Source organism: Streptomyces sp. CB01881, from assembly GCF_002953255.1.
In the GTDB taxonomy this organism is placed as follows: domain Bacteria; phylum Actinomycetota; class Actinomycetes; order Streptomycetales; family Streptomycetaceae; genus Kitasatospora.
Genome location: NZ_CP026498.1, coordinates 1,141,307 through 1,158,692, shown reverse-complemented (window position 1 = coordinate 1,158,692; position 17,386 = coordinate 1,141,307). Strand labels below are relative to the sequence as shown.

Annotated in this window: 1 protein-coding gene; it reads left to right on the top strand. The window is 74.0% G+C overall.

The window, feature by feature from the left end:
- Nucleotides 1-17 precede the first annotated feature (17 nt).
- The gene (locus C2142_RS05100) at nt 18-17,384 is read left to right on the top strand and encodes an SDR family NAD(P)-dependent oxidoreductase (protein ID WP_162002409.1); all 17,367 of its coding nucleotides are present in this window, start codon (nt 18-20) and stop codon (nt 17,382-17,384) included.
- Nucleotides 17,385-17,386: the final 2 nt, after the last annotated feature.

The following is a 17,386-nucleotide window of genomic DNA, read 5'->3' as shown; positions in this document are numbered from 1 at the left end:
TCCAGATCATGGAGTTGATGCGTCTTCTGGGGAAGGACTTCGAGTCGATTCCGGGGACGTTGTTCTTCGAGTACCGGACGATCGACGAGTTGGCGGGGTACTTCTCGGAGAACCAGGCGGAGCGGCTGACCGAGCTGCTCGACCTCGGGCAGTCCGCCGCCCCGGCCCCGGCCGCAGCGGCACCGGCCGCCCCGGTCCCCGTCGCGCCGGCGCAGCCCCTCCGGACGCAGACCGCACCGGCGGTGTCCGCGGCCCCGGCCGTGCAGGGGCACCCGCAGGCCGCCGGGCGGTCGCGTGACGTGGCGGTCATCGGCATCAGCGGCCGCTACCCGAAGGCCCGGAACCTCGACGAGTTCTGGAAGGTCCTGGAGCGCGGCGAGGACTGCATCGAGGAGATCCCGGCGCACCGCTGGGACAAGGACGAGCACTACGCGGCCGAGAAGACGCCCGGCAAGAGCAGCAGCAAGTGGGGCGGCTTCATCGACGGCGCCGAGAACTTCGACGCCCTGTTCTTCAACATGTCCCCGAACCAGGCCGCGCTGACCGACCCGCAGAGCCGCCTGTTCCTCCAGTCGGCCTGGGAGGCCATGGAGGACGCCGGGTACACGCGCAAGACCCTGAGCGCCGACAAGGCCCGCAAGGTCGGCGTCTACCTCGGCATGATGTGGAACGAGTACCAGCTGCTCAGCGGCCAGGAGGTGGTCCTCTCCGACCGCGCCGCGGCCTCCAACGCCGTGTCGTACTTCTTCAACCTGCACGGGCAGAGCCTGACCGTCGACACCGCCTGCTCGTCCTCGCTCTACGCGATCGCCATGGCGGTCGAGAGCATCCGCAACGGCAGCGCGTCGCTGGCGTTCGCCGGCGGGGCCAACCTCTCGCTGCACCCGAACAAGTACGTGTCGCTGAGCCAGATGAACTTCTTCGCCAAGGACGGGCGCTGCCGCTCGTTCGGCGACGGCGGCACCGGCTACGTGCCCGGCGAGGGCGTGGGCTGTGTCCTGCTCAAGCCGCTCGACCAGGCCGTCGCCGACGGCGACCACATCCACGGCGTGATCCGCGGCGTCGCCACCGTCCACGGCGGCAAGACCAACGGGATGACGGTGCCCAACCCGCTGGCCCAGGCGGAGATGGTCACGGCCGCCCTGGCCGACGCCGGCCTCTCGGCCGAGGACGTCAGCTACATCGAGGGCCACGGGACGGGCACCTCGCTCGGCGACCCGATCGAGATCACCGGCCTGACCCGGGCGTTCCGCAAGCACACCGCCGGTAAGCAGTACTGCCCGATCGGCTCGGTCAAGTCGAACATCGGGCACCTGGAGGGCGCGGCCGGCGTCGTCGCCGTCACCAAGGTGCTGCTGCAGATGAAGCACGGGATGATCGCGCCGTCCCTGCACTCCGAGAAGCTCAACCCCTACATCGACTTCGCGAACACGCCGTTCTACGTCCAGCAGGAGCTGGAGCCGTGGCGGCGCCCCACGCGGACGGTCGACGGGGTGACGCGGGAGCTGCCCCGGATCGCCGGCGTCTCCTCCTTCGGCGCCCACGGCGCCATCGCTCACGTGATCATCGAGGAGTACGTGCCCGCGCAGGAGCCGGCGCCGCAGACCGGCCGCACCGCGCAGCCGCAGCTCGTCGCCCTGTCGGCGAAGGACGGTGACCGCCTGCGCGAGAAGGCGCAGGCGCTCCTGGACTGGCTGTCGGAGCAGGGCCGGGAGGCCGCGCTGCCGGACATCGCCTACACGCTCCAGGTCGGCCGCGAGGCCATGGAGGAGCGGCTCGCCCTGGTCGTGGACGGTCACGACGCGCTGCGCGAGAAGCTCCGGGCCTTCCTCGACGGCGGGCAGGACGTCGAGGGCGTCTTCCACGCCGGGGTGCGCGCGCACAAGGACACCGTCGCCCTCCTGGAGGCCGACGAGGAGATGCAGGAGGTGGTGGCGCGCTGGCTCGAACGCGGCCGGGGCGAGAAGCTCGCCGAGCTCTGGGTCAAGGGCCTCGCCCTCGACTGGGAGTCCCTGGGCCGGGGCGCCGAGGTGCGCCGCATCCCGCTGCCGACGTACCCGTTCGCGCAGGAGCGTCACTGGCTGGACGCGCCGAAGCCGCTCTCCCTCGGCCGGCCCCCGGTGGAGCCGGTCGCCGTCGCGTCGGCCGTTGCCGCGTCGGTCGCCGTCGCGCCCCCGGTCGCCCGGACGGTCGCCGTCACCGCCCCGGCCGCCGTGGCCGAGGCCGAGGAGCCGACCCGGTCGCTCGCCTTCGTGGAGGGCTGGGAGCCGCAGGCGCTGGACGGCGCGGCCGACCGGCAGCCCGGTGGCGTCGTCTTCCTCTGCACCGGGGCGGAGCGCCAGGCCGGGATCGCCCGGGCCGTGCGCGCGCTCGACCCCGCCCTGCCGGTGGCCTTCGTCGGCTTCGGCGACGTCTACCGGAAGGTGGCGGCGGACTCCTACGAGGTCCGGCGCGGTGAGCCCCAGGACTACCGGGAGGCGTTCCGCGACCTCGCGGCGAACCGGCCCGGCATCGACGCGGTCGTCAACCTCCGCGCGCTGGAGCCCGGTTGGGACGCCGAGGACTTCGGTGACGTCGTTCTCACCCTCCAGGCCGTGGCCGCGGCCAAGCTGCCCGCGCGGCGCCTCGTGCTCGCGGGGGAGTACCGCGACGGCGTCGAGCGCGCCCTGCTGGAGGCCCACATCGGCTTCGAGCGGTCGCTGGGCCTGGTCATGCCGCAGCTGTCCGTGGTGGCCGTGCTCCAGGACGCCGCCGACCCGCAGCGGCCCGCCGACGAGGCCGCCTGGACGCAGCGGCTGCTCGCCGAGCTGCGCACCGGGAAGGCCGTCAGCGCGCTCTACCGCGCCGGCGGACGCTTCGTCAGCAGGGTCCGGCCGGCCGCCCTCGCCGAGCGCCCCGGCGCCCTGCGGCGCGGCGGCACCTACCTGATCACCGGCGGGGCCGGCGGCCTCGGGATGATCGTCGCCCGGCACCTCGCCGAGAACTACGGGGCCGACCTCGTGCTCACCGGGCGCTCCCCGCTGGACGCGGCGCGCCAGGAGATGCTCGACGGCCTGACCGCCGCCGGGGGCCGGGCCGTGTACGTGCAGGCGGACGTGGCCGACGCGCAGGACATGAAGCGCGTCGTGGAGCAGGCGCGCGAGCGCTTCGGCGCGCTGAACGGCGTCGTCCACGCGGCCGGCGTCCAGGGCGAGGGGAGCGTCCTGCAGAAGGAGCCCGGCACCTTCGCGGGAATCCTGGAGCCCAAGATCCGCGGCACGCTGGCGCTGGACGAGGCGCTCGCGGGCGAGCCCGTCGACTTCGTCTGCTACTTCTCCTCGACCTCGGCCGTCATCGGTGACTTCGGCACCTGCGACTACGCGGTCGGCAACCGCTTCCAGATGGCCTACGCGGCCCACCGCGACGCACAGGTCGCGGCCGGGCGGCTCTCCGGCCGGACGGTGGTCGTCAACTGGCCGCTCTGGCGCGAGGGAGGGATGGGCTTCGACCAGGACACCACCACGATGCTCCTGCGGTCGAGCGGCCAGGACTTCCTGGAGACGCAGGACGGCATCGCGCTGTTCGAGCAGCTACTGGCCCAGGACGCCCCGCAGCACATGATCCTGGTGGGCAGGCCCAGCCGGGTGGTGCGCTTCCTCGGGCTGACGCAGCCGCAGCCGGCCGTCGCGCCGTCCGCCCCGGCGGCGGCGTCCGCACCGACCGTGCCGGTGGTCAGCGCCGAGGAGGGGCTGGACCGCGACCTCAGGGAGATCATCAGCGGGGCCGTCAACATCGGCCTCGACAAGATCTACGAGGACGACAACCTCTCCGACTACGGCTTCGACTCGGTCAGCCTGGCCGAGCTGGCGGCCCGGCTCGGCTCGCACTACGGCGTCGAGGTCTCGCCCTCGCTCTTCTACAGCCACTCCACGCTGCGCAAGCTCAAGGGCTACTTCGCGGCCGAGCACCAGGACGTCCTCGCCGCGTTCTACGGCGGTGCTGACGACGCCGTACCCGCCACCGCCGCCGAGGTGACCGAGCCGGACTGGTTCCGGGCCGCACTCGACCGGGCCGCGTCCGAACCGGCACCGGCGCGGCCCGCCGCACCGGCCCAGCCGGCTGCCGCGGCCCAGGCCGTCACCCCGGCCCAGGCCGCCGTCGACGGGGCCGTCGAGGCCATCGCCGCCGTCGAGGCCGCCACGGCCGGACAGCAGGCGGGCGGCACCCGCCCCGAGCCGGCCGCCCGGGCAGCGGCCGGGGGGAGCGCGGACGACGACGCCATCGCCGTCATCGGCATGAGCGGCCGCTTCCCCGGCGCGGACGACGTCGACCAGCTCTGGTCCGTCCTCGCCGAGGGCCGCGACACCGTGACCCCGGTCAGCCGTGAGCGCCTCGCCCTCTGGGGCGAGCCCGAGGACAGCCCGTTCGGCGCGTTCCGGGTCGGCCAGCTGTCCGGACCGGACGAGTTCGACCCGCTGTTCTTCGAACTCTCCCCCAAGGAGGCGCAGAGCCTGGACCCGCGCCAGCGGCTGCTCCTCCAGGAGTCGTGGCGGGCGCTGGAGGACGCGGGCTGGAAGCCGGCGACCACCCGCAGGGTCGGCATGTTCGTGGGCGTCGAGCAGGGCGACTACGGCGACCTCGCCCGCGGCACCGGCAGCATCACCGCCAACCACGACGGCATCCTCGCCGCGCGGCTGTCCTACTTCCTGGACCTCAACGGCCCGGTGATGGCCCTCAACACGGCCTGCTCCTCCGGCCTCGTCGCCGCCCACCAGGCGTGCGCGAGCATCCGCAACGGCGAGTGCGAGACCGCCCTCGCCGCCGGGATCAGCCTGATCACGACCCCGCAGCTGCTCGACGGCACCCGGCAGGCCGGCATGCTCTCCGAGGACGGCGTCTGCTACGCCTTCGACAAGCGGGCCAACGGCATGGTGCTCAGCGAGGCCGTCGCCGTCGTCGTCCTGAAGAAGCTCTCCGCGGCGGTCGCCGACGGGGACCGGATCCACGCCGTCATCCGCGCCAGCGGCATCAACTACGACGGCAGGTCGAACGGCATCACGGCCCCCAACGGCGACGCCCAGACGGAGCTGCTGCGCTCCACGTACCGCCAGTACGGGGTCGACCCGGCGGACGTCGAGTACGTGGTCGCGCACGGGACGGGCACCCGGCTCGGGGACCCGGTGGAGATCAACGCGCTCAACGACGCCTTCAAGGGCTTCACCGACAAGCAGCAGTACTGCGCCCTGACGTCGGTCAAGTCGAACGTCGGGCACACGCTCGCGGCCTCCGGCCTCGTCAGCCTCATCGGGCTCGTCCAGGCCATGCGGCACGAGACGATCCCGGCGAGCCTGCACTGCGAGCAGGAGAGCGAGTACATCGCCTGGAAGGACAGCCCGTTCTTCGTCAACAAGGCGAACCGGGCCTGGCCCGAGCGCGCCGGGCGCCGGCGCGTCGCGGCCGTCAGCTCGTTCGGTATGAGCGGGACCAACGCACACATGGTTGTGGAGAGTTATCCGGTGCAGAACGAGGACGAGGCCGCGACGATGCCCGCCCACCTCCTGGCCGTGTCGGCCAAGTCCGAGGAGTCGCTGCGGCAGCGCGTCACCGACCTGATCGACTTCCTGGAGGACGCCACCCGCCCGCAGGGCCTGCGCGAGGTCGGCGCGACCCTGCTCGACGGCCGGCCGCACTTCCAGCACCGCTGCGCGGTGGTGGCCCGCGACGCCGCCGAGGCCGTCCGCCTGCTGCGGCAGTGGGCCCGGGACGGGCAGGCGCCGGACGTCTTCACCGCGCGGGTGCCCAAGGGCTTCGCGCCGAAGGCCGAGGTGCGCGAGGCCGGCGACCGCCTGCTGGAGCAGGCGGCCCGGCTGCACCATGACGGCGCGCTCTACGCGGACGCGCTGCGGGCCGTCGCCAAGGCCTACTGCCAGGGGCACGACCTCGCATGGCTCCGGCTGTTCGGCGGCCGGCGCCCGGCCCCGGTCTCGCTGCCCGGCTACCCCTTCGCCAGGAAGCGGCTGTGGCAGCAGGACGTCGCCCGGCAGGCGGCGGCCGCGGCCGGCCACCCGCTGCTGCGGCGTTCCGCGGAGCCCGGCCGGCCGGCCGGGACGACCCTCACCGGCCGGGAGTTCTTCCTGCGCGACCACGTCGTGGCCGGGGAGAAGGTCCTCCCCGGTGTGGCCCACCTGGAGCTGGCCCGCGCGGCCCACGCCGCCGCCCGGGCGGACCAGGGCGGCCGGCCCGGCACCGTGGTGATCCGGGACGTCGTCTGGATGCGGCCGGTCAAGGTCGGTGACACCCCGTCGGACGTCCGGGTCGAGCTCGACGAGGACGCCGCGGGGGTGCGCTACCGGATCCTCGCCCCGGTGGCCGGCGCGCAGCCGGCCGTGCACAGCCAGGGCCGCATCGTCGTCGGCGACACCCCGAGCCCGGCCCCGCTCGACCTCGCGCGACTGCGGGCCGAGTGCGGCTCCTACGAGATCGACGCCGCCGAGGCGTACGCCTCCTACCGGCGCAAGGGCATCCAGTACGGTCCGGCCTTCCAGGGCCTGGTGCGGATCTTCGCCGGTGAGGGGCAGGTCCTCGCCGAGCTGGCGCTGCCGCGGGCGGCGGAGGACGGCCTCGACCGGTTCGGGCTGCACCCCAGCCTGCTCGACGCCGCCCTGCAGGCCTCCATCGGCCTGCTGGACGCCGTCGACGGTGCCCACCTGCCGTACGCGCTGGAGGAGTTGGAGATCCTCGGGCCCTGCACGCCGACCATGTGGGCGTGGCTGCGGCGCAGCGAGCGTCCGGCCGGGCAGGGCGGTTCGGCGCAGGGCGGTTCCGGGCAGGGCGGTTCCGGGCAGGGCGGCGACAAGCTGGACGTCGACCTGTGCGACGCGCAGGGCAACGTGTGCGTGCGGATCAGGGCCTTCAGCACCCGCCCGGTCAAGCGCGCCGCCCAGCCGCTGCCCGCCGCCACCCCGGCCACGTCCGAGGGCCGGCTCACCCTGCTGAAGCCGGGCTGGGAGCAGGCGCAGCCGCCGTTCCCGCCCGCGGCGCAGCGCGCCCCGGGCGGGCGGATCCTGCTCGTCGGCGACCAGGCGGACGCGTTGGGCTCGGTCCTCGCCGGCCACGCGGGCGTCGAGGTCCTGCTGCTGCGGGCGGGCGACACCGTCGAAGGCCTCAGGGCGCGGCTGGCGCGCGGCGGCGCGGTCTACGACCACGTGGTCTGGGTCGCGGGCGGCGCCGCACCGGCCGGACCGGAGAGCGACGACCTGATCGACCGTCAGGAGCAGGGCGCCTACGCCGGGTTCCGGCTGGCCAAGGCGCTCCTGGCGCTCGGCTACGAGAAGCGGGCCCTGGAGTGGACCGCCGTGACGGTCCGCAGCCAGTTCGTCGGCGACACCGACCGGGTCGACCCGACCCACGCCGGTGTACACGGCCTGCTGGGCTCGCTGGCGAAGGAGAACCCGCGCTGGCGGGTCCGCCTCGCCGACGTCGAGGAGCTGCGCGACTCCGTCCTGCGCGAGGCGCTCGACCTCCCGGCGGAGCCGGCGGCGGCCACCTGGGCGCACCGGGGCGGGCACTGGTACCGGCAGACCCTGGTGCCCGTGCCGGCCGAGGAGGCCGCCCGTGAGGACGCCACGGCGTACAAGCACGGCGGCGTCTACGTCGTCATCGGCGGCGCCGGCGGCCTCGGGGCGGCCTGGACGGAGCACGTCGTGCGCAACTACCGGGCGCAGGTGGTCTGGATCGGCCGCCGCCCCGAGGACGAGGCGATCCGGGCCCGGACCGCCGAGCTGGCCCTGCTGGGCCCCGCGCCCTGGTACCTCCAGGCCGACGCCACCGACCGGGAGTCCCTCGCGGCCGCCGTCGCCCAGGTCAAGGCGCGCTTCCCGCAGATCCACGGCGTCGTCCACTCGGCCATCGCCCTGCTCGACCAGAGCGTGGCGCGGATGACCGAGGACCGGTTCCGGGCCGCGGTGCGGGCCAAGGTGGACGTCAGCGTCCGGATGGCCCAGGTCTTCGCCGGCGAGCCGCTGGACTTCGTGCTGTTCTTCTCCTCGCTCAACTCCTTCCAGCGCTCCGCGGGCCAGAGCAACTACGTCTGCGGCTGCGTCTTCAAGGACGCCTTCGCCCGGCTCCTGCAGCAGACCTGGCCCGCCACCGTGAAGGTGATGAACTGGGGCTACTGGGGCAGCGTCGGCGTCGTCGCCGCCGACGCCTACCAGCGGCGGATGGAGCTCGACGGCATCGGCTCGATCGAGCCCGCCGAGGGCATGGCGGCGCTGGACGCGCTGCTCTCCGGGCCGTTCGACCAGCTCGCCGTGGAGAAGACCACGACCCCGAAGCGGGCCGCGAAGCCGGCGGCCGGTGCCGCCGGTGCGGCCGGTGCGGTGCGGACCGCGGACGAGCACCAGCTGCGGCGCGTCCTCGCCGACTCCGGCAGCGCCCGGGGCTTCGACGACGAGCTGCTCTGCGAGCTCCTGTTCACGCAGCTGCGGGCCGTGGGGCTGAGGGCCGAGGGCGGCTCCGTCGCCGGGCTCCGGGCCGGGCTGAAGCCGGGCGGCGGCTACGACCGCTGGCTCGACGAGAGCCTGCGCATCCTGGCCGGCCACGGCTACCTGGAGTACCGCGAGGAGGGTGCCGGGCACTACACGCCGACCGCGAAGGCGCCGGCCGACGGTGACGCCGTGTGGCGGCGCTGGGAGGCGCTGTGCCGGGAGGGCAACGGCGCCAACGCCTACGTCGCCCTGCTGGACCCGGCGGTCCGCGCGTTCCCCGAGGTCCTCACCGGCCGCCGGCCCGCGACCGACGTCATCTTCCCCGGCTCGTCGATGGCCCTGGTGGAGGGCGTCTACCGGCACTGCGACAGCGCCGACGCCCTCAACGAGATCATGGCGGACCAGGTGGCCGCCCGGGTGGCGGCCCTGCTCGACCGTGACCCGGCCCGCCGGGTGCGGATCTTCGAGATCGGCTCCGGCACCGGCGGCACGAGCGAGAAGGTGCTGCGCCGGCTCGCGCCGTACCGCGACGCCATCGCCGAGTACCGCTACACCGACCTCTCCAAGTACTTCCTGCTCAAGGGGCGCAAGGAGTTCGGCGCCGAGCACCCGTACGTGCGGTTCGAGCTCTTCGACGTGGAGCGCGGCCCCGCGGAGCAGGGCGTGACCGAGGGCGGCTACGACATCGTCCTCGCCACCAACGTCCTGCACGCGACCCACGACGTGCGGGCGGCCGTGCGCCACGCCAAGGCGCTGCTGGGTGCGGACGGCGAGCTCGTCCTGAACGAGATGGCCGCGCGCACGCTCTTCCTGCACCTGACCTTCGGCCTGCTCGACGGCTGGTGGCTCTACCAGGACGCCGAGCTGCGGATCGAGGGCTGCCCCGGCCTGGCGCCCGCGAGCTGGCGGACGGTCCTGGAGGAGGCGGGCTTCGGCCCCGTCGCCTTCCCGGCCGCCGCGGTGCACGAGGCGGGCCACCAGATCGTCGTGGCCCGGTCCGGTGCGGACGTGCCCGCGGCCGCGGTCACCGCCGCGGCCGAGCCGCAGGCCGTGCAGGCCGTGCAGAACCAGCCGGCCGCGCCGGTGGTGAGCGAGGGCGAGGTGCGGGCGTATGTGCAGCGCGCGATCGTCACGCGGATCCAGGACTCCCTGGGGCTGGCCGCGAGCGAGGTCCACGAGGAGGACGCCTTCTCCGACTACGGGGTGGACTCCATCCTCGGGGTGCAGCTGATCCAGGACCTCAACGAGGACCTGGGCGGGGTGCTGGTCACCACGGACCTGTTCGACCACGGCTCGGTGCGCCGGCTGGCGGCCTACGTGGCCGACACCTTTCCCGGGCAGGCGCGGGCACTGCTGCCGCGGAGCACCGCCGACGCGCAGCCGGCCGTCGCCGCGCCCGTCGCCCTGCCCGTGGCCGCCGACGTGCCCGTCACCCCGGTCGTCACACCGGTCGTCACGCCGGCCGTCGCCGCGCCCGCGCCCGTCGCGGTCCAGGAGGCGCGCGTGCGGGAGGCGATCCTCACGCAGATCGAGCAGTCCCTCGGCCTGGACCGCCGGGAGATCTCCGAGGAGGACGCCTTCGCCGACTACGGCGTCGACTCCATCCTCGGGGTCGGCCTGACGCAGGACCTGAACACCGCGCTCGGCACCACGCTGGCGGCCACCGACCTGTTCGACCACAGCTCGGTGCGCCGGCTGGCCCGGTACGTGGTGGAGTTCCACCGCGACGAGCTGGCCGCCTCGGCCGTCGCGGAGCCCGAAGCCGCTCCCGCGCCGCGGTCCGCGGTCGTCCCCGCGGCGGCCGCCCCGGCGCGGGTCGTCGCCACCTCGGTCGTCCCGGCGCCGGAGGCCCCCGCGGCCGCCGTGCCCACCGCCGTCGTGGCCCCCGCACCCGCTGCGCCCGCCTCCGCCGCTGCGCCCGCCGCTGCCGCGGACCCGTCCACCGAGCCGATCGCGATCATCGGCCTGAGCGGGCGGTTCGGCACCGCGAAGGACGTCCACCAGCTCTGGCAGTACCTCGCCGAGGGCCGCAGCCTGGTCGGCGAGATCGACCGCTGGGACCTCTCCGCGTACGTCTCCCCGGGCGCCGGCCACCCCCGGTACGCCTCGCTCATGGACGACATCGACCTCTTCGACCCGATGTTCTTCCAGATATCCGGCCTTGAGGCCACCTACATGGACCCGCAGCAGCGCCTGACGCTGGAGGAGTCCTGGAAGGCGCTGGAGGACGCCGGCTACGCCGGCGAGGCCGTCCGCGGCCGGGACTGCGGCGTCTACATCGGCACCCAGATCAGCGACTACCTGACCGCGCCCGCCGAGGACGCCCCGGCCCAGGCCATGTGGGGCAACGCCGAGGCGATCATCCCGGCCCGGATCTCCTACTACCTCGACCTCCAGGGCCCCGCCATCGCCGTCGAGACGGCCTGCTCCGGCTCCCTGGTCGCCATCCACCTCGCGTGCCAGGCGCTGCGCGCCGGCGAGGTGGAGCTGGCCCTGGCCGGCGGGGTCTCGGTGCAGTGCGCACCCGACTACTACCTGGCGGCCCACAAGGCCGGCATGCTCTCCGACACCGGCCAGTGCCACACCTTCGACGAGCGGGCGGACGGCTTCGTCCCCGGCGAGGGCGTCGGCATGGTCGTGCTCAAGCGCCTGCGGGACGCGCTCGCCGACGGCGACCACATCCACGGTGTGGTGCGCGCCTCGGGCCTGAACCAGGACGGGACGTCCAACGGCATCACCGCGCCGAGCGCGAAGTCGCAGGAGCGGCTGGAGCGTTCGGTCTACGACACCTTCGGCATCGACCCGGCCGGCATCCAGCTGGTCGAGGCCCACGGCACCGGCACCAAGCTCGGCGACCCGATCGAGTTCCAGGCGCTGACCCGGGCGTTCCGCGCCTACACCGACAAGCAGGAGTACTGCGCGATCGGCTCGGTGAAGACCAACATCGGGCACGCCGCGCCCGCCTCCGGGGTGGCCGGCCTCGCCAAGGTCCTGCTCGCCATGCACCACCGCGAGCTGCCGCGCTCCCTCCACTTCGAGCAGGGCAACGCCCACATCGCCTTCCAGGGCAGCCCGTTCTACGTCAACACCGTCCACCGCGCGTGGACGGCCGAGCCGGGCCGCCCGCGGCTGGCCGCCCTCAGCTCGTTCGGGTTCAGCGGCACCAACGCCCACCTGGTGATCGAGGAGGCCCCCGAGCGGCGCCGCACCGGGCCGGCCACGGACGGCCACCTGGTGGTGCTGTCCGCCCTCTCGCCCGACCAACTGCGCACCCAGGCCGCCCAGCTGGCGGACCACCTGGCCGGCCGTCCGGAGACCGGGCTGGGTGACGTCGCCCTGACGCTGCTCCTGGGCCGCCGGCACTGCCCGGTCCGGCTGGCCTGCGTCGCCCGGGACACCGCCGAGCTGGTGGCGCGCCTGCGGGAGTGGCTCGCGGACGGCCGCGAGGAGCACGTGCGCGTCGCCGACCTCGCGGACCACGCGCCGCGCCCGCAGACCTCCCTGGAGCAGTTCGGCAACAGCTGCATCCGGCAGTGCGCCGAGGGCGCGGCCGGGACGGCCCGGACCGAACAGCTGGAAGCCGTGCGCGACCTGTACCTCCAGGGCTACGAGCTGGAGTACGCGCGGCTCTTCCCCGCCGGGGCGCACCTGCGCGTCCCGCTGCCGACCTACCCCTTCCTGCGCCAGCGCTACTGGCTGCCCGAGGAGGCCGTGACGCGGCGCCCGGCCCTGCCCGCCGCCCCCGTCCCGACGGCCCTGGCCGCCCCGCGCGCCACCGGCCCGGAGGACGCCGACCACCTGTCGCTGGCACCGCTGTGGGTCCGCGAGCCGGCCCCCGGCCAGGGCGCCGAGCCGGCCGACGGCCTGATCCTGGACGGCAACGTGGTGGTCGTCGGCGGGGACGCCGACGAGCGCGCCGCCATCGCCGCCCGCTGCGCCGCCCCGCACTTCCTCGCCGACGGCGAGATGCGGAGCGTCGAGGCGCTCACCGCCGCGCTGCGCCGCATCGGCACCGTCCGCCACCTCGTCTGGATCTCGCCGGCCGACGCCGCCGCGACGGCCGGGGCCACCGCACTGCTGCAGCGCACCGACACCGGCGTGGTCGCCTTCTTCCGGCTGACCAAGGCCCTGTTCGCGCTCGGCTACGGCGGCGAGGAACTGAGCTGGACGGTCGTGACCCGGCAGACCCAGTCCGTGCTCCGGGGCGAGACGGTGCACCCCGCCGACGCGGCGGTGCTCGGCCTGGCCGGCGTGATGGCCAGGGAACTGCCGAACTGGGGCGTGAAGTCCTTCGACCTCGGCGTGGCCGAACCCGCCCCCGTGGCCGCCCTGCTGGGCGCCCCGGCCCGCTCGGTGCGGGCGCTGCGGCGCGGGCAGTGGTTCCGCCGCAGCCTGGCCGAGGTGGCGCTCCCCGCGCCGGCCCGCACCCCGTACAAGGAGGGCGGCGTCTACGTCGTCCTCGGCGGGGCCGGCGGCATCGGCGAGCTGTGGAGCGAGGACGTCATCCGCCGCTTCGGCGCCCAGGTGGTCTGGATCGGCCGCCGCGAGAAGGACGACGCCATCCAGCGGAAGATCGACCGGCTGGGCGCCCTGGGCCGCGCGCCCTGGTACGTCCCGGCGGACGCCGCCGACCCGGTGTCGCTGCGGGCCGCGTACGAGAAGGTCAAGGAGCGGTTCGGCACCGTCCACGGAGTCGTCCAGTCGGTGTTCGGGCTGGTCGACCAGAGCCTGCCGAACACCAGCGAGGAGCAGTTCCGCCAGGGCCTGAGCGCCAAGGTCGACGCCAGCGTGCGGATGGCCGAGGTCTTCGACGTCGAGGGGCTCGACTTCCTGCTGTTCTTCTCCTCGATCGCGTCGATCAACCAGACCATGGGCTACTGCAGTTACGTGGCCGGCAACGCCTTCGAGGACGCCCTCGCCGACCGGCTGTCCGCGGAGCGCGGCTACGCCGTCAAGGTGGTCAACTGGGGCTACTGGGGCGCCGTCGGCAGCGGGCTCGACGTCCCGCAGCACGTCCGGGAGCGGATCTACCAGCAGGAGGGCCTCGGCGACATCGACCCGGCGCTCGCGATGGACGCGGTCGAGCGGCTGCTGGCCGCGCCGCTCGGGCAGCTGGTCTACGTCAACACCCGCAAGCCGGAACGGTTCGAGGCCTACTCGGCGCACGAGTCCGTCCGGGTGCTGAGCCCGGCGGCCGCGCAGGCCGGCCCGCTCGCCCCCGAACTCCCCTCCCGTCAGGGCGCGTTGCGCACGGTGGAGACCCAGGCGAAGGACAAGCTCCGGGAGCTGGACGCGCTGCTCGCCAAGCTGCTCTGGTGCGAGCTGCACGGCCGCGGCTGGTTCCCCGGCGGCGTCTTCGACGCGGCCTCCTTCCAGCAGGCCAACGGGATCATCGCCAAGTACGACCGCTGGCTCCAGGAGACCCTCAAGCTCTTCGTGCAGCAGGGCCACCTCGTCGAGACCGGCACCGGCTACCGCGCCGGCGCCGCCGACCCCGTCGACGCGGCCGCGACCGCGGCCGAGTGGGAGCGCAACAAGCAGGCGTGGCTGGCCGATCCGGAGCTGCGGGCGTCCGTGGACCTGGTCGACAAGACCATCCGGGCACTGACCGGCATCCTCACCGGCGCCACCTCCGCGGTCGACGTCATCTTCCCCGGCTCCTCCCTGGACCTGGTGGAGGGCATCTACAAGCGGAACATGATCGCCGACTACTTCAACGACGTCGTCGGCGACTGCACCGTCGCCCTGGTCGAGCGCCGGCTGGCGCAGGACCCCGGCGCGAGGTTCCGCATCCTGGAGGTCGGCGCCGGCACCGGCGGCACCACCGCCACGGTCATGCGCCGGCTGCGCCCGTACGCGGAGCACATCGGCGAGTACTGCTACACCGACCTCTCGCGGGCCTTCCTCATCCACGGCAGGCAGCAGTGGGGGGCGGAGAACCCGTTCCTGCGCACCGAGCTCTACGACGCCGGCCGGCCGGTGGCGGAGCAGGGTTTCGAGGAGGGCGGTTACGACCTCGTCATCGCGACCAACGTGCTCCACGCGACCAAGGACATCCGCGTGTCGCTGCGCAACAGCAAGGCCCTGCTGCGCCCCGGCGGCGCCGTCGTGGTCAACGAGATCGACGGCTACACCGTGTTCGGCATGCTGACCTTCGCCCTCCTGGACGGCTGGTGGCTGTACGACGACCCGGAGCTGCGCGACGCCGGCGGCCCGGGCCTCGAACCCGCGATGTGGCGGTCCGTGCTGGAGTGGGAGGGCTTCGCGGCCGTCGAGTTCCCCGCCCGGGACGCGCACCCGCTCGGCCAGCAGGTCGTCGTCGCCTTCAGTGACGGCGTGATCCGCCAGGCGGACGGCGTCGAGCCGCCCGCCGAGGCCGGGCCCCAGCCCGTGGCGCCCGCCGAGGCACGGCCCGCGGCGCCCGCCGCCGCGCAGCCGGAGCCGGAAGCCGCCCCGCAGCCCGTGCGGGTGGACGAGGCGGCGTTCAAGGACGCGATGCGGACGTACCTGCGGGAGCTGGTCGCCCGGACCCTGCTGATCCCGGCCGGGTCCATCGACGCCCGGGAGCCGCTGTCGGCCTACGGCATCGACTCGATCCTCATCCTCCAGCTCCTGAACAACCTCAAGAAGGACCTGGGAGAGGTCAGCAGCACGCTCTTCTTCGAGTACCGCACGATCGAGGAGCTCACCGGGCACTTCGCCGGGCGGCAGGACGAGGCCCTGGAGCGGGCGGTCGGCCTCGCGCCTGCTGCCGTGGCCGCTCCGGCGGCTCCGGCCGCGGTGATGCCTGCGCCCGCAGCGGCCGCAGCACCTGCTGAGCCCGGGCGGACCACGCCGGTCGCGCCCGCGGCCGCCGCCGCGCCGGCGGCCGCACCCGAGCCCGCGCCGAACCGCGGTGGCGACATCGCGATCGTCGGTATGAGCGCCCGGTTCCCGCAGGCCGAGACGCTGGACGCGTACTGGGAGAACCTGCGGTCCGGCCGCAACTCCGTCACCGAGATCCCCGCCGACCGGTGGCCCCTCGACGGCTTCTACGAGCCCGACAAGGAGAGGGCCGCAGCGGAGGGCAAGAGCTACAGCAAGTGGGGCGGCTTCCTCGACGGCTTCGCCGACTTCGACCCGCTGTTCTTCGAGATGACGCCCAACGAGGCGATGGAGATCGACCCGCAGGAGCGCCTGTTCCTCCAGGAGACCTGGAAGGCGTTCGAGGACGCGGGCTACACGCGGGCGCGCATCGAGCGGGACTTCGACGGCCGGGTCGGTGTCTTCGTGGGCATCACGCGCGCCGGACACAACCTCTACGGGCCCGAGCGGTGGCGCCGCGGCGACACGACCTACCCGTACACCTCGTTCGGGTCGGCGGCCAACCGGGTCTCGTTCAAGCTGAACCTGAACGGCCCGAGCATGCCGGTCGACACGCTCTGCTCCTCCTCGCTGACGGCTCTTCACGAGGCCTGCGAGCACCTGCTCCGCGGCGACTGCGAGCTGGCCGTGACGGGCGGGGTGAACCTCTACCTGCACCCGTCGAGCTACCTCAACCTGTGCAACCTCCAGATGCTCGCGGACGAGGAGAAGTGCCGCAGCTTCGGGCTCGGCGGCAACGGCTTCGTCCCCGGCGAGGGCGTCGGCGCGATCGTCCTCAAGCGACTGGAGGACGCCGAGCGGGACGGCGACCACATCCACGCCGTCATCCGCGGTACGAGCATCAACCACGGCGGGACGACCAACGGCTACACCGTGCCGAACCCGGTGGCGCAGGGCAAGGTCGTGCGCCGGGCGCTCGACCGGGCCGGCGTCGACGCCCGCACGATCAGCTACATCGAGGCCCACGGCACCGGGACGGCGCTCGGCGACCCGATCGAGATCAACGGCCTCACCAGGGCGTTCTCCGGTGACACCCGGGACGTCCAGTACTGCGCGATCGGCTCGGCCAAGAGCAACATCGGCCACGCCGAGGCCGCCGCGGGCATCGCCGGCGTGCTGAAGGTCGTGCTCCAGCTCCAGCACGGCGAGCTGGCGCCCAGCCTGCACGCCGAGGAGCTGAACCCGCACATCGACTTCGCCTCGACCCCGTTCGTGGTCCAGCGCGAGCAGGCGGAGTGGAAGCGCCCGGTCGTCACCGTGGACGGCGTCACCACCGAGGTCCCGCGCCGGGCCGGCGTCTCGTCCTTCGGGGCGGGCGGCGCCAACGCGCACGTGGTGATCGAGGAGTACGTCCCGGCGGCGCCGGCCGCCGCGGGCGGTCCGGCCGACGGGCCCGCCGTCGTCGTCCTCTCCGCCAAGGACGAGGAGCGGCTGCGGGAGCAGGCCGCGGCGCTGCTGCGCTGGCTGCCCGCCGCGGAGCTGCGCGGGGTGTCCGTCACCGACGTCGCCCACACGCTGCAGACCGGGCGCGAGGCGATGCCCGAGCGGCTGGGGACGGTCGTCGGCTCCCTCGGCGAGCTGAGGGAGCGTCTCCAGGGCTTCCTGGAGCGCCCCGAGCGGACCGAGGGGCTGCACCGCGGCCGGGTGAAGCGCCAGGACCGGGCACTCTCCGCGCTCACCGCGGACGAGGACATGGGCGCGATCCTCGAAGCCTGGATCGCGAAGGGGAAGTACGCGAAGGTGCTCGACCTCTGGGTGAACGGCTTCGAGCTCGACTGGCGCAGCCTCCACCCGGGGCGCACGGTCCGGGTCGTCCCGCTGCCCACCTACCCCTTCGCCCGGGAGCGGTACTGGATCGCCGAGAAGCGGATCGACGGTCCTGAGGACGGGGCCGGCGCGGTGGAGGCCGGCCTGCCGGACGCACGGCCGGACGCGCTGCTGGACGACGTCCTCGACAGCTACCTGAGCGACTCCCTCGGCATGGAAGCCGCCGCAGAGCACATCCGCCGGTCGTTCGACGACGCCGGCCGTACCACGGACAACGGGGGTCGCTGACC

Bases quoted from the DNA above. Each gene is read 5' to 3' on its own strand.
- C2142_RS05100 (WP_162002409.1), top strand. From the start codon at position 18: ATGCGTCTTCTGGGGAAGGACTTCGAGTCGATTCCGGGGACGTTGTTC.